The sequence below is a fragment of the Saccharopolyspora sp. genome (assembly GCF_017434145.1).
GTDB lineage: Bacteria > Actinomycetota > Actinomycetes > Mycobacteriales > Pseudonocardiaceae > Saccharopolyspora_C > Saccharopolyspora_C galaxeae.
On the sequence record NZ_JAFRFW010000925.1, the window covers coordinates 1 to 17,204 of the forward strand.

Sequence of the window (17,204 nt, forward strand, 5' to 3'; positions counted from 1 at the left end):
ACGACCGCGAGTCCCGCGGAGACGATCTTCAGGGCCTCGGAGATGTTTTTGAGAGCATCTTTGTTCTCCCGGATGAAATCCCGTCCCTGGCCGATCAGATCCAACGTGCCCGGGGGTTCCTGGAACCGCATTCCTTTGGCCTCTTCGATGCGGTTCGCGCAGTCCTGAGTGGCGGCGCTCATCTCGGGACGCAGCCCATTGCCCGCGACCAGGGCACCGCGCGGAGCTCGACGGCCAGTTCTTCATCGGCGCTTTCGTCGTCATGATCCCGGTCGGGATCCTGGCCTCGGCGCGGCGGGAATACAACTGGTCCACACCGCGTCGTTGGTGGTGCGGGCTGGTGAGCAGGTCGGTGGCGTGGTGCGTTGTGGCCGTAGTACGTGCTGTTTCAGAGCCCTCTTGCGAATCCGGGTGGAACTAGGAGGTCGGACCGGCCGAGTTCGTGCACCGAGCGGTGTCCGAGCCCGAGCAGGGCGGAGTCGATCCCGCCGCGCAGGATGTCGAGTACGTTCTCGACACCCGCTTGCCCGTTGGCCGCCAGGCCCCAGAGGTAGGCGCGACCGATCATGACCGCCCGGGCGCCGAGTGCGAGCGCTTTGACGACATCGCTACCGCGCCGCACTCCGCCGTCGAGCAGCACTTCTACTTGATCGCCCACTGCGTCGGTGATCGCGGGTAGTGCGCGAATGCTCGCCGGTGTGCCGTCGAGGTTGTTGCCGCCGTGGTTGGACACGGAGATCGAGGTGACCCCTGCGTCCACGGCGCGCTTGGCATCATCGACCCGGCAGATGCCTTTGAGCATGAAGGGCCCGTCCCACTGCTTGCGCATCCAGGTGATGTCCTCCCAGCTCGGCGGCGGGGTGAACATCCAGGTGCCGTAGGCGCCGAAGAAGGTCGGCGCCGCATCGTCACCTTGCTGCATGTTCGGAACAGTCAGGTCGGGGATCTGGCGTCGCTTGGCGAACTCGGCGAACCAGCCGGGGTGCGTCAGCGCCTGCGGGGCGTACTTGAGCTTGGTGCGCAGGTTCATCCTCTCCGGGATCGCGGGGCTGCCCCAGTCCCGGCCGTGCGAGAAGGACCAGTCGGTGGTGGCGATCAGGCCGATCGCGCCGGCCTCGCGCGCACGCTGCATCCGCCGTTCGATGTCGTCGCGGCTGCCCACCCAATAGGTCTGGAAGAAGGTTTGCGGGTTGGCCCGGACGACTTCTTCGACGGGTTTGCTCGCGAATCCGCTCAGCCCCATGGCTGTACCGCGGGCGGCAGCGGCGCGCGCGACGGCCACTTCACCGTCCGGATGCACGGCTTGCACACCGGTGGGGGAGATGAGCACGGGCAACGAGAGCGACTGGCCCATCACCGTGGTGCCGAGGTCTCGTTGCCCGTAGAGATCCGCCGCGTGCGGCGCGAAACCCAGCTCCGTGAACGCCGCCTGGTTGTCTTCGAGCGTGCTGCCCTGCTCGGCACCGGCGATCAAGGCGCTGTAGACCGATGCCGGGAGGCGTTTTCGCGCGCGGCGCTGTGCTTCGGCGACCGTTTCGAACCAGCCTCTACCCATGGGCACTTCCTCTTTCACATCGGCGAACGGGGCGGGGCAGTCAGCGGGGCCGCTCAGGACAAGCCCGCGAGCGGGCTCTGGTCGCAGGCGCGGTCCGGACGCTGGCGCAGCCCGGGGAGTCCGAGCATCACCTGTTGTCGCTTGGCATTGGGTTTGGAGTGGTCCTGCGCCGGACGTGGTGCCTGTTGCGCGTCGACCCGGGCCAGCTCGGCCTCACCGTGGCCCTTGACGCACTCGGGATCGGGGCCGTCGAGGGGCAGGCCGGTGAAGAACTTCGCGGCCATGCAGCCACCTTGGCAGGCGTCGTAGGCGGAGCACGAGACGCACGCTCCGCCGGTCTGCGGACGTCGCAGGTCGTTGAGGAGCTCTGAATCCCGCCACACCGGCCCGAACCCCGCCTCGCGGATGTTGCCCGCGTGGAAAGCGTCGTGAATGGCGAACGGGCAGGCGTAGACGTCTCCGACCGGATCGATCAGGCACACGACCCGGCCCGCCCCGCACAGGTTCAGTCCGGGCAGCGGGTCCGATCCGAGGGCGTTGAGGTGGAAGAACGAGTCACCGGTGAGTACGTCCTCGCCGTGCGCCACCAACCAGTCGTAGAGCCGGCGCTGTTGCGCGGCGGTGGGGTGCAGTTCTTCCCACACGTCCGCGCCGCGTCCCGACGGGCGCAGGCGGGTGATGCGCAGCTGGGCGTCGAAGTGGTCGGCGATGCGCTTGAACTCGTCGAGCTGGCCGACGTTCTGGCTGGTCATCACCACCGAGATCTTGAAGCCCCGCATCCCGGCGGCTGCGAGGTTCTCCATCGCCCGCATCGCGGTGGTGTAGGAGCCCGGGCCGCGTACGGCGTCGTTGACTTCGGGCGTGGCGCCGTCCAGTGATATCTGCACGTCCACGTAGTCGGCCTCGGCCAGCCAGCGTGCCCGCTCCTGGGTGATGCGGTAGCCGTTGGTGGAGAACTTGATACCGACGTGATGGTCGACCGCGTACTCGACGAGTTCCCAGAAGTCCGGGCGCACGGTGGGTTCCCCACCGCCGATGTTGACGTAGAAGACCTGCATCCGCTCCAGCTCGTCGATCACGGACTTGATCTCGTCGGTGCCCAGCTCGTCCGGATCGCGGCGACCGGATGAGGACAGGCAGTGCGCGCAGGACAGGTTGCAGGCGTAGGTCCACTCCCAGGTCAGGCAGATCGGTGACGCCAACCCGGACTTGAACTGCTCGACGAGCGGCAGTACCTGCGAGGTGCCGCCGGTGCTGGTTTTCAGAGGTGCGTGCATAGCTGACCTTTCGACTGCGGTGGGGCGCGCTCAAGCGGGCACGATCATGCGCGCACCGGCCAATCCGGCCAGGGCGCGCAGGTAGCTCGCTCGCTCGGCGCCAGGCAGGTGGCTCACCGCGGATCGTGCGGAAGGATGCTGGTGCAGGTTCGTCACGAGTTCCACCAGCTGCGGTGTCTTCAGGAACGACAGCTTGCGGGTGCCGAAGTGGTACGCGAGCGCGCCGAAATGCTCCGCGCGGAGCGCTACGTCGGCACTGAGCCGGTAGGCGCGGTCCGGGTGGAACTCCGAGGAATCCTCCGGGACCGGAACCCCGGAGGAGCGGTCCTCAGTAGACACCGCACATCCCGTCGATCGAAACCTCCTCGACCAGCACGTCGTTCTCGATGTCCTCGGCGGGTGGTTGCTCGGAACTGTTCTGCTCACTCATCGGGCAATTCCTCCTGGTCGTGCTTTTCGCAGCGCGAAGCGGGGTGGAAAACGGAGCAGGTGCTGAAGTTAGTCGGCGCCGCGCAGCACGGTCGCCGTGCGAGCGGGCACGGATTTCCTGTCCGGTTGGTCAGGGTCGCAACCTGTCCCACTCGATACCAGAGGTGGATGGTCGCCGTCCGAGACGTGCGGTGCGGCTCGTTTCCTGCGGAGTGGACAACGATTTCCTGCCCACGTAGGCAGGATCCGTCCGGCCCGATCAGTCGTTCTTGCCTCGCCGAAGCGTCGGTTCGCCGCGCGATGTCTTCCGCTCGCCGCGCTGAAAGCCCTAGCGTCAGATTTCAGTGACGCCGATCACTTGGGTAGTCCGAACCGCGTGAACGCACGGTTCGGCAAAGCGCGGCGAGAGGAGATGCGAATGCAGGTCGAAGAGCTGTTCAAGCCCTTCCCGCTCAAGGAGTTCCACCCGGTTCCCCGAGCACTTCTAGGGCCTGGGTCGCACGAGATGATCGGCCCGGAAGCGCTGAAGATCGGGATGCGTCGCCCGCTCGTGATGACCTCTGGACTTCGCGGCACCGACATCGTGCACAAGATCTTCGAGTCGCTGAAGTACCACGGGCTCGATCCCGTGCTGTACGACCAGGTGGAGTCGAATCCCAAGGACTACAACGTCATGGATTCGGTGCAGCTCTACCAGGAGAACAAGTGCGACGGCTTCGTCTCCATCGGCGGTGGGTCCTCCCACGATGCTTGCAAGGGCGCGCGGATCTCGGTGGCGCACGACGGGCGGAACGTGAATGAATTCGAAGGGTTCAACAAGAGCGAGAATTCGAAGAACCCGCCGCACATCGCGGTGTCCACCACTGCAGGAACCGGCTCGGAGACCTCGTGGGCGTACGTGATCACGGATACGACCACTGACCCGGACAACCCGCACAAGTACGTCGCCTTCGACGACCACTCGGTGAGCACGCTGGCCATCGATGATCCGGTGCTGTACTACGACCTGCCGACGCACTTCAGCGCCCAGTGCGGTTTCGACGTGCTCGCGCACGCCTCCGAGCCCTACGTCGCCCGACTCGACTTCACCCCGTCGATGGGGCAGGCGCGGCACGCTGCCGAGCTCGTCGGCCAGCACCTGCGCACCGCCACGTGGAACGGTCAGAACCTGGCCGCCCGCGAAGGGATGATGTACGCGCAGTACATCGCGGGGCAGGCCTTCAACTCCGGCGGCCTCGGCGTGGTGCACTCGATCTCGCACGCCGTCAGCGCGTTCTACGACACCCACCACGGCCTGAACAACGCGATCGCACTGCCGCGCGTGTGGGCCTGGAACCTGCCGGTGGCCTACAAGCAGTACGCCAAGCTGGCCGAGGCGCTGGGCGTGGACACCCACGGCATGACGGACGTCAAGGCCGCGGACGCCGCAGTGGACGCCGCGATCCGGCTCCTGCGCGACGTGGGCATCCCGGAGAAGCTCACCGACATCACCCAGGACACCCACGAGAAGAACCGCCTCGGTCAGGGGCCCACGAAGTTCTACCAGAAGCGCACGGCGATCAAGGGCGACAAGGAAGACGTGGATCGCGTCTCCCGGCACATCCTCGGCGACAGCTGCACGCCGGGGAACCCCAAGGAGACGACGTTCGAGACCGTTCGCCCGGTCGTCGAGCACGCCTTCAACGGGGACCTGGAAGACCTGGTGAGCTGAGGTCGAGTCCTCCTCCGGTGCCCGCCCGCCGATGCGCGGGCGGGCACCGGCCAGTCGAAACCACGTGGAAAGGCGAGTCCGTGAATCCCACGCCGAGCTACGAATTCGACTCCGTCGAGCACACGATCAGCCGGCTGGCGGAGGTGGGTTACCTGGCCGACCGGAGGTTGGCGACCACCGTGTACCTGCTGACCCGGCTGATCAAACCGGTGCTGCTGGAAGGCCCGGCCGGCGTCGGCAAGACCGAGCTCGCCCACGCGCTGGCCGACAGCACCGGTCGCCGCGTGGTGCGGTTGCAGTGCTACGAGGGGCAGGACGAAAGCCGCGCCCTGTACGAGTGGGACTACGGCAAGCAGATGCTCTACACCCAGATGCTGCGCGAGAAGATCGGTGACATCGTCGAGAGCTCGACCGGCATCGCCGAGGCCGTCGAGCAGATCGGTTCGCACGACGACGTGTTCTTCTCGGAGCGCTTCCTCTCCTCGCGCCCCCTGCTCGAAGCGATCCGCTCCGAGGCCCCGGTGGTCCTGCTCGTCGACGAGATCGACCGCGCCGACGAGGCGCTGGAGGCCGTGCTGCTGGAGGTCTTGGCCGAAGGCCAGATCTCGATACCCGAGATCGGAACCTTCGTCGCCCGCCATGCGCCGTACGTCGTGTTGACCTCCAACAACACCCGTGATCTGTCTGCGGCGTTGAAGAGGCGTTGCCTGCACCTGTTCCTCGACTATCCCGATGCCGATCGCGAACTGCAGATCATCCAGTCCAAGGGAACCGGCCTCGGCGACGCCGTCGCCGAGCACCTGGTGCAGGTCGTGCGCGGGCTCCGGGAACTCGACTTGCGCAAGCCGCCAAGCATCTCCGAGGCCATCGACTGGGCGCGCACGCTGGCGGTCCTCGGCATTTCCGAGCTCGGCACGGCCGAACTGGACGAGACGTTGTCGGTGGTCCTCAAGTACGACAAGGATCTCGCCCGGGCCCGCGAGCAGTTGGCGGCGCTCGTCCAGGGCGAGATCCCCGAACCCGCCTCGGTGCCGGCTCAAGTGGACGCCGCAACCGAACACGCGCCGGCTGATCGAGAGGGCCGGACGGTGCGCAGCGCCAAGGACCAGCCCGGCAGGCACGGCCCCGGAACGTACGGCGAACGCAGCCAACCGGCCGTCGACGGGCAGCCCGCGCGGCCGCGGGTCAGCACCGGACAAGGGGAGCGGTCGTTCACCTCCAAGTTCCGCCGCCGCGGTTGAAGGAGCGGTCATGGAGTTCACGATCTTGCGTTTCGCTCGCTCGTTGCGCGCGCGGAACGTGCGCATATCGGTCTCCGAAGTCGTCGACGCGCTGCGCGCGCTGTGCGCCCCCGGGGTGTTGGCGCAGCGGCCGGCGTTCCGGGAAGCACTCCGGAGCGCCTTGATCAAGGATCACCGCGACGACCCGGTGTTCGACGAACTCTTCCACATCGTATTCGTCGAGGCGCCTGCCGCGGCCGTGAGCGAGGGACACGAAGGGCGATTCCAGGGCGGCGGTGAACCGCTGGAGGACTTCGTCCTCGGAGACGTCGAGCAGCGCCCACCACGGGCGGACATGGAAAGCCCGGACGCAGCGGTCGGTGATCTGTTCGACGACAACGACCTCGTCGAACGCTCCAGCCCGCACCCGGAGCTCAACCCGATCAGCATGAGCTCCGATTCGGAAGACGAGCTCATGCTCTCCCAGGACGACGTGGCCAGCATCGGCAACAGCGATCACGTGCAGCTGGAGACCGACCGGATGGGCGGCACACCACCGCCCGGCCGGTTGTCCGCGGCCAACGCGCACCGCATCGACGCCGACCTCAGCGATCAGCAGCAGGACGCCCTGCTGGGATGGCTCAGCCCGCTCACCGACCCCACCAGTGCGCACGACGATGGAGACCTCGATGACGCCGAGGAGTTGCGCGCCCGGCTGTCCGGGCTGTTGAACAACCTCCCGGAAGCGCTCGAGCAACACATCGCCCGCCTGCTGGCGGCCGGGCACTCCGCTTCCGAGGTCGATGATCCGTCCTGCTCGGATCACGTCGACCAAGGTGAGCGTGACGAACTCGAGCGATCACTCGACCAACTCGCCCGCAGCCTCCGCGGCGGGCTCACCAGCCGGCGCGTGGTTTCTCCGCGAGGACGCATCGACTCGGCGCGCACGATGCGTCGCAACATGCGCTTCGACGGCGTGCCGTTCCGGCCGGTCACCGTGCGGCGTCGCGAGGACAAGCCGCGGTTGGTGGTGCTCGCCGACGTGAGCCTGTCCGTGCGAGCCACCGCTCGGTTCACGCTCCACTTGGTGCACGGCTTGCAGAACCAGTTCCGCAAGGTTCGCAGCTTCGCGTTCGTGGCCGAAATCGTCGAGGTGACCGCGCTGTTCAGCGCGCACCCGGCCGAACACGCGCTCGGGCTCATCTTCGACGGGCACACCCTCGACGTCGACGCCGACTCCGACTACGGACGCGTCTTGGCCGACTTCCGCGCTGATTTCCGCGACGCGATCGACAGCCGCACCACGGTCGTGATCCTCGGGGATGGGCGCAACAACGGGCGTCCGGCCAATCTACCCGGGTTGAACGAGATTTCCCGGCACTGCAAGGAACTCATCTGGCTGACCCCGGAACCGCGGTACTCGTGGGGCCTCGGGGGCTGCGACCTGCCGCATTACGCCGAACACTGCGACCGGGTCCAAGTGGTGCGTGACCTGACCGGGCTGCGCCGCACGGCGGAGCGCATGGCCGCGGAGGTGACCGGCCGATGAACCAGCGAGCCGGTGGGCCGCTCGACACGCTCGGCCCTTCGACCCCGGGACGTTACGACGACGGGCTGGTCGAGGTCGTGCGCGGCGGCGACCACGATGCATCCGATGCGGTAACGGTGGCCCGCACGCGGCACTTCTGTCTGCACCGCAACGGGGACCGCCTCCGGATCGGTCACCGGATCCCACCGGAGCAGCTCGACAACGACCTCGCCGGACTGCTCCGCCACGAGTTGTTCGCCCCGGGTTGGCTCAGCAGCAGCGTCGACATCTTCGAGCGCGTGTTCACCGGCGTCGTCAAGACCACTGTGGACGATCCCGGGCGAGCCTGGTCGCTGTTCTACGACAACACCCTCGAGCACATCCGGCGGCTGTGGACCGCTGAACCGGGACCCCGCTGCTCCGCGATAGCGGAGATCGTTCCGGTCTACCGCCGCAGTCTGGAACTCGTGCCACCCGGGCGCGTTCTGGACGTCGGGTCCTGCTTCGGATTCCTGGCGATGCTGTTGGCCGCACGCGCCGGTACCGAGGTGATCGCCGCGGACATCGACCAGGGCAGCATCGATCTGCTGCGACGGATGGCGCGGCAGCGCCGCACGCCCGTCGGCACCCTCGTCTGCGACGCAGCCCGAATCCCGTTGCCGGACGGCGCCGTGGACACGGTGCTCGCCGTGCACCTGCTCGAACATCTCGAACCGGTCCATGGCGCCGCGGTCCTGGCCGAGGCACTTCGCCTCGCGCGGGAACGGGTGGTCATCGCCGTCCCGTTCGAGCCGGAGCCCACTGCGGCCTACGGCCACGTACGCACGTTCGACCTACCGGCGTTGGAAGAACTCGGCCGCGGCGCCGGAGCACATTTCCGGGTGGAGGAGCACCACGGCGGCTGGTTGGTCATCGATCGCCGCTGATGCGGCGTCGGTGGTCAGATCAATCCTTCTTTGCTCGCGGCGTAGACGGCCTCCGCTCGGCTGCACACGCTGAGCTTGCGCTTGACGTTGCGGGTGTGGAACTTCACCGTCGTCTCGGAGATGTGGAGCTGCTCACCGATCTCCCGGTTGTTCATACCGCGTGCGAGCAGCTGCAGCACCCCTAGCTCTCGGGGTGTCAGCTCAGGCGTGTCGTCCTGGTTGCTGATCGAGTGCGCCATCGCAGCTGCGGACCGCGAGTCGAACGCGCTCTCGTCGCGCGCGACCGCGCGGATGGACCGGACCAACTCGGTGGTGTCGACATCTTTGACCACGTAGCCTCTCGCCCCCCGCCGAAGTGCCTCGATCACGAGGTTGTCTTCGAGGAAGGTCGTGAACACGAGCACGCCGATGTTGGGACGTGCGCGGATGAGTTCTTCGCACAACCGCAAGCCTTCGGTGGAGTCGCCGTAGGAGAGCTTCAGGTCGAGCAGGACGACGGTGGGGGCGTACCGCGTCACGGATGCCAGCGCTTCCTCGGCGCTGGAAGCCTCGCACACCACCGCCAGATCCGTTTCTCGCTCCAGCACGGCGCGAAGCCCTTGCCGGACGATGGCGTGGTCGTCGACCAGCATGATCCCCACGGTCTCCTCCTGCGAGCCCCGGGGCGGTTCGTGCCGCTGTGCTGCCTCAATCATCGGAAACCCTCCATGCCGGGGAAAGCGGGACATCCAGGTGCACCAACACGCCGCCGAGCTCCGCGCGTCGAATGCTCAGCGTGCCGCCCATCTCCTCGGCTCGGTGCACCATGTTCGCCAAACCGCAGTGGTATCCGCTGTGCTCATTGCCGGCGGAAAGCAGGTCGCGCTGCAGAACATCCGGGTCGCCGGTTCCGTCGTCGCCGACCGACAGCAGGACCCGATCGGGCCGGTACCGGAGGACGACCACGGCTTGATCGGCGTGGGCGTGCATCGCCGTGTTGAACAGCGCCTCGCCGGTCAGTCGCAGCATCGAGTGCTCGATCGCGGGCGGCAGTGCGATCGCGTCGCCTTCCACGCGCACCGAGACCTCCAACTCGGTGGGCAGGTGCACGTGCGAGAGCCGTTCCAGCAGCACCGGTAGCGACCCCGGGGCTTCGTCACTGGCGTTGTGCAGCGCGTAGATCGCCGATCGCAGCTGCGCGACGGCTTGCTGGGTGAGCTCCTTGGCCGGCTCCAGCCGTTGGGCAAGGGCCGGGGCAGGCGGCGGAAGCGCCTCCAGCTCGGAACGGCAAACCTCGACGATCATTCCGGCGCTGAGCACGGCTTGCGTGACGCTGTCGTGCAGCTCCCTGGCGATGCGGTGGCGCTCTTCGTCGATCACTTGGCGTTGGATGGCCGCGGTCAGCTGTTGCTGAACGTGCTCCAGTTCCGCTTGCCGTTGAACGAGGTGTTCGGCTTGCCGGGACGCCTCTGCAGTGAGCTGGTCGGTGCGGCCCCGCAAGTGCGTCGCGGTCTGGAACAGATGCGAGTTGTACAGCGCCACCGCCGCTTGGTTGGCCAGCACGCGGATGATGGCCAGGTCCGTGTCGGCGAGCTGCACGTCCTCGCCCGCGAGCGCGACGATCCCGCCGACGGGTTCGTCGTCGAGCATCATCGGCGCGCGAACCAGTCCGTTGTTCAACGAGCAGGTGCCCAGTTCCCACGGGGAGGTGCGCACCATGGTCAAGTGATGGCGGATCGGCCGCGGCATGTCGTGCTGGTCGTCGATGAACGTCCCGTGGTGGTAGAGCAATTGGCTCGGCCGCATCCCGCTGAGCTGGCCGCCGGAGATCGCCAGCAGCAGCCACTGCGCCTGCAAGTGATCGGCCGCCGCGGTGACCACGGCTTCCACCAGCGCGCGCGGCCCTTCCGCGGACCGCACGAGTGCCTGCGAGATCTCATCCAACGCGCGGACGGTGTGCGTCAGCCGTTCGTTCGAGCGCCGGTACTCCGGGTAGAACGAGTGCTTGCTCGAACGGACTCCGGTCAACTTCCCGAGCGCGGGCGATTCGGAGCGGTCCGGGTCGTGCATGGGGCCCTCACATGGCGGCGCGGAACAGCGCCACGGCCTGCTGCTGGTCCATGGTCCGGGGGTTGGTCGTCAAGCAAGCGTCCCGCATCGTCGTCCGGGCCAGGCTGGCGACGTTGTGCTCGCCGACTCCCAGCCCGCGCAGTCCTCGCGGCACGCCGAGCGAGTCGGCCAATTCGCGCACGCGGTCGGCGAGCAGCTCGGCGGCCTGGTCCGCCCGCACCCGGTCGATGTCGATCCCGGCTGCACGAGCCAGGGGCCCGTATCGGACGGGGTCTTCCGCGGCGTTGAACCGGATGACGTGGGGCAGCAGGATGGCGTTGATCATTCCGTGCGGCGCGTCCAGGAGCCCTCCCACTTGGTGGCTCATCGCGTGGGTGGCGCCAAGGATCGCGTTGGTAAAGGCCATGCCGGCTTCCAAGGACCCTTGGGCCATCGCCGTTCGTGCCTGCATGTTCTGGGGATCGACGAGCGTGCGCAAGAGATTCTCGGTCACCAGGCTGACCGCGTGCAACGCGTGGTGATCGGTGAGCGGGTTGTGCGCACGGGAGACGTAGGACTCGACGGCGTGGGCAAGAGCGTCGAGGCCGGTGGCGGCGTTGAGCCACTCCGGCATCGTGGTCAGCAGGAGCGGGTCGACGATCGATATCTCGGGAACGAGGGTGCGGCTGATGATGGTCACCTTGGTCTCCCGGAAGGTGTCGGTGACCACGCAGAATTGGGAAACGTCGGCTCCCGTGCCGGAAGTCGAGGGCACCATCACAAGTGGTGGAATCGGCTTGACGACCTCGTCGACCCCTTCGTAATCGAGGATGTGGCCGCCGTTGCCGGACAGGATCGCGACGCCTTTGGCGGCGTCCACGCAGGAGCCACCCCCTACCGCGATGATCACGTCCGCACCGGAGTCGACGTACCGGTCGTATGCCGCCTGGACCTCGAAGTCCTTGGGATTGGGGGTCAGGTCGGACCACACAACGGGGTGCAGCCCGACCGACCTGAGCTGCTCGCACGCTCGATGCGCCCAGCCCGCCTCGACCACACCTGCGTCGGTCAGCAGGAATGGGCGCCGTGCTCCGAGGCGCCCTGCGCTGTGTCCGAGTTCCAACAGCGCGTTCTGGCCGAACACGATCTCGGGCGCATGAAACTTGGCGAGCTGTCCGCTCGCTGTCGTCGGCTCAGCCGGCACACGAGGTCCCGCCAGTTGCTCCGTCCCAGTCCAGTCGCCGTTGGAGCCTGGGCCCACGCCAACCCGGGGCATCAAGCGCTCGCGGTCTGGGACGGCTCGTCAGGTGAGGTCACTCGCACGAGCAGCTGCAGGTCGTAGTGCGTGGATCGGAGTACCTCGTTCGCCGCCGACAGTGTGCGTAGGCCGTCTTCGGAAAGCCCCCCGGCATCGGGGAAGTTCGGTTCCACCACGTAACGGTCCACAGCGGTTCTCCTCGGTGCACTAGCAGCGCTACGACAGTGACCTCGACAAGTCCCGACCGTAATCTGTGTCTCACGGGGACGTAACCTCCCCAGTCGATCGGGCCTGCACCTGTCCAACTGGGCAGGGACCGGAGCGCGGAACCGGAACTGCGGCGGTACGCGCCGTGGCTCATCTTGGGCACATCGAGAGTCGCAGCGCCGCTGCGAGTGCAGAAGTCATCCACAGTGGACACAGAGGTCGTCTGGGGCGGTCGGGGTGGTCGTTGTCGCACGTGGCGAGCTTCGTCCGCGGTCGCCACTTCGGTGGCGAGGTTTTCCGCGATTGAGCATGGAAATACCGGGCCGTCCCTGCATGTCGAAACCGCGGCAGCTGGCGTGAGCCCGGGGGTGCGTACTGATCGTCGGGAGAGGCTACGAGCGGCGATCGGTACTGATGACGAACGCCGGCCGGAGGTGGCCAGGGAGAGGCGTGCCGGTGAGCAGCCCATCGGTGAGCCAGTGGCACAGGTCGATCACGTCGGCCGATTCGTGCAACGGCCCCGCGACCACCACCTCGCCGCTCGCTCGGCGGGCGGCGTCGCACGGTTGCACGAGAACGAACGGCCCCGCCCCCGGCTGCGATGTCGTGCAGGCTGGGGTGCCGCTCGTCCGTGGCAGGAGTGCCAGCGGGCACCCACCGCTTCGGACCAGCACGCCGTGCTCGCATTCCCGGACGGCTAATCGGAGCGCTGCCAGCGGGTCGACACCCCCAGCCGGACAGGGATCAACCCCGCACGCCACCGCCGTGAATCCTTCCGTATGCCGCATGACGGAAGCTTATCGAAAATGGTTCTCATTCTCATCTCCCCTGCATCCGTGCCTGTGAAGTGCAGCGCGTGGGCTTGCGGTCGAGGTGTTGAGTTCGCCGTGCGACGGAGATGGCCACGTTCTTGGTCGTGCCGAACGGCGGGGCCCGCCAGATCATCGAGGGTGGTGGTCAGTGACGCCCGACCATGGGAGTGCGGTGGCGTGGAGGCCGGATGATGCGTCGGGGGTCCGTTTGTGGAGGGGCTTACGTGGGAGTGCGATGAGCGAGGAACACGCCGGGATCGAGGACAAGTTCGACGACGCCGAGTACCCGGCGTACACGATGGGGCGAGCGGCGGAGATGGTGGGTGCGACCCAGCCGTTCTTGCGTTCGCTGGAGGAATCGGGGTTGCTCGTCCCAGTGCGTTCCGGAGGCGGGCATCGGCGCTATTCGCGCGCGCAGCTGCGGCGGGCCGCGCGGGTGCGCGAGCTGGTGGATCAGGGCATGCCGGTGTGGGGAGCGTGCCGGATCATCGCCCTGGAAGACCAGCTGGCGCAGCTGCGCGCCACACCCGCGGACGGAGAAGGTTGACGACGCCTGCGCTTGCCTACATCACCATCCCATGCGCGGCCGGTTGTCTCGCGCTTGTGCTCGTCACCGGCCGCCAGTTGCCGAAAGGGCGGAGCAAAACCGCCGGGTTCGACCATTGGCCAACGCGTGGCGGATCGCCGTCATTGGTGAGGGCGAGGTCAGCTACATCAGTGCCGAGCGCCCGCGAGCCTGGATCTCGACGACATCAGCGCCGACTACACCGGCGGCCTTCTGACGGCTCGTCACATGCCTGATCCTTTTCGAACGTTCTCCGGGAACAAAGTAGGGCGTCCTCGCTGAGGTTCGCTGCGTCGGCCGGTCAAATGGCGTGTTCGGACGCGTTGTGGGTCCAGTGCCACTCGCCGGGTTCGGGAACGCGGTGCAGGATGAAACCGGCGGCGCGTAGTGTCGCGGCAGTGGGGCTGTCGTCCACCTGTGTGCGTGCTGATACCGCGGAGAGGCCGACGCGTTCGGCGTGGTCGACGAGCAGTCGTGCCAGCGCCGTACCGATGCCGCGCCGTTGCCAGTCGTCGCGGACGAGTAGGGCCACATCTCCTTGCTCGCCTTCGTACACGAGGTTTCCCCACGCGATGATGTCGTCGCCGTCGAAGACCGCTAGTGCCCGGCCGACTCCCGGGGTGAGCAGACGCAGGATCTCGTCTTGATCGGGAGGGCCTGCGCGGTGGCGGCGGTGTCGGGACGCCGGTGAACATGCTCGGTAGAAGGCGAGGAGGTGGGCGTAGTCGCTGCGGTCCACCACTCGCGTTGGAAGTTCCCGGCCGGAACGTGTGCCGATCACGTCGGCGTGGGCGGGCGTGCGTTCCCACGAGCGCGCCGCCAGATCCGCTAGGCGCTGGGCCCGGGCCTGCTCGGCCGGTGTGAATTCCCCGTTGCTGCGGTGCACCCGGAACATTCCTCCACCGGGCGCGGGCACGGCGATCGTGTGCTGGTCCTCCTGGATGCGGACGTTCGGTTCGCACCAGTCCACCGCGACCTCGCCGAGTAGCACGGCCAGTCCACGCCGCAGTTCGGTCCGCCCGGTGACCAGTCCCGTGGCGACACTCAATGCCCGCGTCGGTATGTCATCAAGCTCGTGCACCTCAGCGCGCGCCACACGGACGCTGGTTCCGCCGGCAACCCGCACGGCCCGCAGGAGGTCGCGACGACGTACCCCGGATGGGGCGTGCAAGAGAATCTCGTCCACCGCACCTTCGGTGGTGGGGTGCACTTGCACGGTGCGGATGTCGGCGCCGAGAGCGGCAAGTGCGGCAGCGACTTCGGCCAACTGGCCGGGCGCATCGACCACGCCGGTGCGCACGCGCCACAGCACCGGTTTTCGGTCGGGTTCCGCTTCGCGTACCTCCAGCGGCCGCTGCGTCTCCGACGCTGTTGCCGGGGCCGCCCCACCACTCGATGCGCCGTTGCGGCTCGCCGCGCCGACGGTCACTGCGGCCAGCGCTGACAACGCGGCGCCGATGAGCGCTGTTGCGGTCCCGCCACCGGCCGCCGCCCACACGAGTCCGGTCATCCAGACAAGCACGCCCACGAAAACGTAGCAGCCCCGGCCGTGCGCTCGTACCCAGCGCACAAAGCCTGTCTGTCGCATCCAGCGCATGCTCCGAGGATCGCCCCTCCCCGTTTCCCTGGTTTGAGCTCGGTGTTACACGCGAGTCACAACCTCCGTGCGGCTTACCGGAACGATCCGCAGGGACCGGCGAGAGCGGCGGGGACACGCGCCGCCTGGAGGGGTTGGCGGCTGACGGGGCCTGAGTGAAGGGCGGTTCTGTCGGCGGCAGAGTGGGACGAGTCGCTGCGCTCGGGATCGGCTTCCCACCGGGTTACTGGACGATCTTTCCACGACGAGGTTTTCGTCGCGCGAAAAGGCGATGATCGATCGACCGGTCATCATAAACGCCCCTTGTCGGCTATTCGTTATTTCCGCTTAGACGCCGGAATCGCGATCGTCCATAATTTATGCTGGTTGCAAGTTGAGGTTCGTCGCAAACCTCGGGCAGTTGAGGGCAGCGAAGTCCGAAGTGGACTCGGCGGTTCAGTGGGGCGGCGCCGATCGGTAACTTGGCCGGACTGCGAAAAGGGCGGTTCGGAATTGGAAGACGCTGCCCACCCCGTCGGCATTGGGCTTCACTCCCGGTCATCTGCTTGGCTGCGTCTCCGGCGAGCTGGGGTTGCGCGAGTTCCTGGAAGCCCAGGGACACGAGCTGGTCGTCACTTCCGACAAGGACGGTCCCGACTCCGTTTTCGAACGTGAGCTGCCCGGCGCGGAGGTCGTCATCTCCCAGCCGTTCTGGCCCGCTTACCTCACCGCCGAGCGGATCGCCAAGGCGCCGAAGCTGAAGCTGGCCCTGACAGCGGGAATCGGGTCGGATCACGTCGACTTGGATGCCGCGATCCGGGCCGGGGTCACGGTCGCCGAGGTGACCTACAGCAACAGCCTCAGCGTCGCCGAACACGCGGTCATGCAAATTTTGACCTTGGTGCGCAACTTCCTGCCCGCCCACGAGTGGGTGGTCAACGGTGGCTGGAACATCGCTGATGCCGCCTCCAGATCGTACGACCTGGAGGGCATGGATGTGGGAGTGATCGGCGCCGGTCGCATCGGCCAGGCCGTGCTGCGGAGATTGGCCCCGTTCGGCGTGCGGTTGCACTACTTCTCCCCGATGCGACTGCCGACGGATGTGGAACACGAGCTCGGGACGGCCTTCCATCCCGATGCGGGCTCGCTCGCTAGGTCGGTCGATGTCGTTTCATTGCACGCGCCGTTGCATCCGCAGACGTACCACCTGTTCGACCGCGAGATGATCAACTCGATGCGCCGCGGCTCGTACATCGTCAACACCGCACGAGCCGAGATCACAGTTCGAGACGACGTGGTCGAGGCATTGGAAAGCGGTCAACTGGCCGGCTACGCAGGGGATGTCTGGTACCCCCAGCCACCGGAGACCGACCACCCGTGGCGCTCGATGCCGCACCAAGCGATGACGCCGCACGTGTCGGGCACGACGCTGTCGGCGCAGGCCCGCTACGCCGCGGGTACGCGGGAGGTCCTCGAGGACTTCCTCGCCGGGCGCCACATCCGGGAGGCGTACCTGATCGTCGAAGGCGGCGAACTGGCCGGTACAGGCGCGAAATCGTATACCGCCGGTGCGGGCGTCGAGGCCGGTCGCGGCGCGTAGTCGGCGTACGACTTCGGAGAAATGCCGGTCCGGTTATTGGCGTAGGCGGCTCGCGACTGCGGGCAGGGCGCTTCCGTGCCAGGAGCGAAGGACGGGAAAATGACCGATCTGACTGTGCTTCCCCACTACGACATGGAGGCCTGAATGGGGTTGACCAGCTCGACCTCCCCGGGCGAGTACCCCGAGCAGCAACCGGTGCTGACTCCGCTGACCGAGTCGGCGGTGTTCCTGGTTCTGACGATCGACGACGGTGGCGAGTCCGCCGTGCGGGACCTGCTCGCCGACCTGGCCGGTTTGCAGCGTGCGGTCGGGTTCCGCTACCCGGAAGGTGGCCTGGCCTGCGTCGCGGGCATCGGATCGGCGGCCTGGGACCGGTTGTTCGCCGGTCCCAGACCTGCCGAGCTGCACCGGTTGCCCGAGTTCGAAGGACCCCGGCACCGGGCGGTTTCGACTCCCGGCGACGTGCTGCTGCACATCCGCGCGCGGCAGCTGTCCCTGTGCTTCGAACTCGC

17 protein-coding genes are annotated in these 17,204 nt (G+C 67.3%); 7 read left to right on the forward strand and 10 right to left on the reverse strand.

The features are described 5' to 3' along the window. From IJH84_RS24950 to mftA, 5 genes are all read right to left on the reverse strand, one after another. Positions 1–182 (reverse strand): hypothetical protein (locus IJH84_RS24950; RefSeq protein WP_295149724.1); only part of this gene is annotated, 182 nt, incomplete at its 3' end. A 206-nt stretch (positions 183–388) separates the two neighbouring features. Then, a complete protein-coding gene (gene mftD, locus IJH84_RS24955; RefSeq protein WP_200072813.1) occupies positions 389–1,555 on the reverse strand; it encodes a pre-mycofactocin synthase MftD in 1,167 nt (388 codons plus the stop codon). A gap of 53 nt (positions 1,556–1,608) precedes the next feature. Further along, the gene (mftC, locus tag IJH84_RS24960; RefSeq protein ID WP_295149744.1) at positions 1,609–2,787 is read right to left on the reverse strand and encodes a mycofactocin radical SAM maturase; all 1,179 of its coding nucleotides are present in this window, start codon (positions 2,785–2,787) and stop codon (positions 1,609–1,611) included. Between the two features lie 75 nt (positions 2,788–2,862). Then, complete coding sequence (mftB, locus tag IJH84_RS24965) at positions 2,863–3,171, reverse strand: mycofactocin biosynthesis chaperone MftB (protein WP_200072926.1); 309 nt, start codon at positions 3,169–3,171, stop codon at positions 2,863–2,865. Continuing rightward, positions 3,161–3,262 (reverse strand): mycofactocin precursor MftA, encoded by a 102-nt coding sequence (mftA, locus tag IJH84_RS24970; RefSeq protein ID WP_295149726.1) that lies wholly within the window; start codon positions 3,260–3,262, stop codon positions 3,161–3,163. Before mftA ends, mftB begins: the two co-directional genes overlap by 11 nt. A 417-nt stretch (positions 3,263–3,679) precedes the next feature. On the opposite strand from mftA, the gene mdo reads away from it, so the two are divergent. The 4 genes from mdo (at position 3,680) to mftM (ending at position 8,646) form a co-directional block, all read left to right on the forward strand. Further along, complete coding sequence (gene mdo / locus IJH84_RS24975; protein ID WP_200072811.1) at positions 3,680–4,972, forward strand: NDMA-dependent methanol dehydrogenase; 1,293 nt, start codon at positions 3,680–3,682, stop codon at positions 4,970–4,972. An 80-nt stretch (positions 4,973–5,052) separates the two neighbouring features. Beyond that, positions 5,053–6,213, forward strand: coding sequence for a MoxR family ATPase (locus IJH84_RS24980; protein ID WP_295149728.1), 1,161 nt, complete (start codon positions 5,053–5,055; stop codon positions 6,211–6,213). 10 nt (positions 6,214–6,223) lie between these two features. After that, positions 6,224–7,741, forward strand: a complete 1,518-nt coding sequence (locus tag IJH84_RS24985; RefSeq protein ID WP_295149730.1) for a VWA domain-containing protein — start codon at positions 6,224–6,226, stop codon at positions 7,739–7,741. Then, a complete protein-coding gene (gene mftM / locus IJH84_RS24990) occupies positions 7,738–8,646 on the forward strand; it encodes a mycofactocin oligosaccharide methyltransferase MftM (RefSeq protein WP_200072808.1) in 909 nt (302 codons plus the stop codon). Before IJH84_RS24985 ends, mftM begins: the two co-directional genes overlap by 4 nt. Positions 8,647–8,660: 14 nt before the next feature. Here mftM and IJH84_RS24995 read toward each other — a convergent pair whose 3' ends face one another. From IJH84_RS24995 to IJH84_RS25010, 4 genes are read right to left on the reverse strand one after another with little or no spacing between them, the layout of a single operon-like run. Continuing rightward, positions 8,661–9,341, reverse strand: coding sequence for a response regulator transcription factor (locus IJH84_RS24995; protein ID WP_200072807.1), 681 nt, complete (start codon positions 9,339–9,341; stop codon positions 8,661–8,663). Continuing rightward, complete coding sequence (locus tag IJH84_RS25000; RefSeq protein ID WP_295149734.1) at positions 9,334–10,695, reverse strand: histidine kinase; 1,362 nt, start codon at positions 10,693–10,695, stop codon at positions 9,334–9,336. Before IJH84_RS25000 ends, IJH84_RS24995 begins: the two co-directional genes overlap by 8 nt. Positions 10,696–10,702: 7 nt before the next feature. Next, positions 10,703–11,950, reverse strand: a complete 1,248-nt coding sequence (locus tag IJH84_RS25005) for an iron-containing alcohol dehydrogenase (RefSeq protein WP_295149736.1) — start codon at positions 11,948–11,950, stop codon at positions 10,703–10,705. After that, positions 11,950–12,120, reverse strand: coding sequence for a hypothetical protein (locus IJH84_RS25010; RefSeq protein ID WP_200072804.1), 171 nt, complete (start codon positions 12,118–12,120; stop codon positions 11,950–11,952). Before IJH84_RS25010 ends, IJH84_RS25005 begins: the two co-directional genes overlap by 1 nt. Positions 12,121–13,186: 1,066 nt before the next feature. On the opposite strand from IJH84_RS25010, the gene IJH84_RS25015 reads away from it, so the two are divergent. Continuing rightward, on the forward strand, positions 13,187–13,498 hold the full coding sequence (locus IJH84_RS25015; protein ID WP_200072803.1) for a helix-turn-helix domain-containing protein: 312 nt from the start codon (positions 13,187–13,189) through the stop codon (positions 13,496–13,498). A gap of 319 nt (positions 13,499–13,817) precedes the next feature. Here the strand turns inward: IJH84_RS25015 and IJH84_RS25020 are convergent, their stop codons facing one another. Further along, positions 13,818–15,104 carry a GNAT family N-acetyltransferase gene (locus IJH84_RS25020; protein ID WP_295149740.1) on the reverse strand — a complete coding sequence of 429 codons (1,287 nt, stop codon included), beginning with the start codon at positions 15,102–15,104 and terminating at the stop codon, positions 13,818–13,820. Positions 15,105–15,615: 511 nt separating this feature from the next. On the opposite strand from IJH84_RS25020, the gene IJH84_RS25025 reads away from it, so the two are divergent. Together IJH84_RS25025 and IJH84_RS25030 are read left to right on the forward strand one after the other, a co-directional pair. Continuing rightward, the gene (locus IJH84_RS25025) at positions 15,616–16,692 is read left to right on the forward strand and encodes an NAD-dependent formate dehydrogenase (RefSeq protein WP_295149746.1); all 1,077 of its coding nucleotides are present in this window, start codon (positions 15,616–15,618) and stop codon (positions 16,690–16,692) included. A gap of 144 nt (positions 16,693–16,836) precedes the next feature. Next, positions 16,837–17,204 (forward strand): Dyp-type peroxidase domain-containing protein (locus IJH84_RS25030; RefSeq protein WP_295149742.1); only part of this gene is annotated, 368 nt, incomplete at its 3' end.

What these genes read in the sequence shown, in the direction of transcription:
- IJH84_RS25015 (WP_200072803.1), top strand. Translation starts at nt 13,187, where the DNA reads ATGAGCGAGGAACACGCCGGGATCGAGGACAAGTTCGACGACGCCGAG.
- mdo (WP_200072811.1), top strand. Translation starts at nt 3,680, where the DNA reads ATGCAGGTCGAAGAGCTGTTCAAGCCCTTCCCGCTCAAGGAGTTCCAC.
- mftD (WP_200072813.1), bottom strand. Translation starts at nt 1,555, where the DNA reads ATGGGTAGAGGCTGGTTCGAAACGGTCGCCGAAGCACAGCGCCGCGCG.
- IJH84_RS25005 (WP_295149736.1), bottom strand. Translation starts at nt 11,950, where the DNA reads ATGCCCCGGGTTGGCGTGGGCCCAGGCTCCAACGGCGACTGGACTGGG.
- mftA (WP_295149726.1), bottom strand. Translation starts at nt 3,262, where the DNA reads ATGAGTGAGCAGAACAGTTCCGAGCAACCACCCGCCGAGGACATCGAG.
- IJH84_RS24995 (WP_200072807.1), bottom strand. Translation starts at nt 9,341, where the DNA reads ATGATTGAGGCAGCACAGCGGCACGAACCGCCCCGGGGCTCGCAGGAG.
- IJH84_RS25020 (WP_295149740.1), bottom strand. Translation starts at nt 15,104, where the DNA reads ATGCGACAGACAGGCTTTGTGCGCTGGGTACGAGCGCACGGCCGGGGC.
- IJH84_RS25000 (WP_295149734.1), bottom strand. Translation starts at nt 10,695, where the DNA reads ATGCACGACCCGGACCGCTCCGAATCGCCCGCGCTCGGGAAGTTGACC.
- mftM (WP_200072808.1), top strand. Translation starts at nt 7,738, where the DNA reads ATGAACCAGCGAGCCGGTGGGCCGCTCGACACGCTCGGCCCTTCGACC.
- IJH84_RS24985 (WP_295149730.1), top strand. Translation starts at nt 6,224, where the DNA reads ATGGAGTTCACGATCTTGCGTTTCGCTCGCTCGTTGCGCGCGCGGAAC.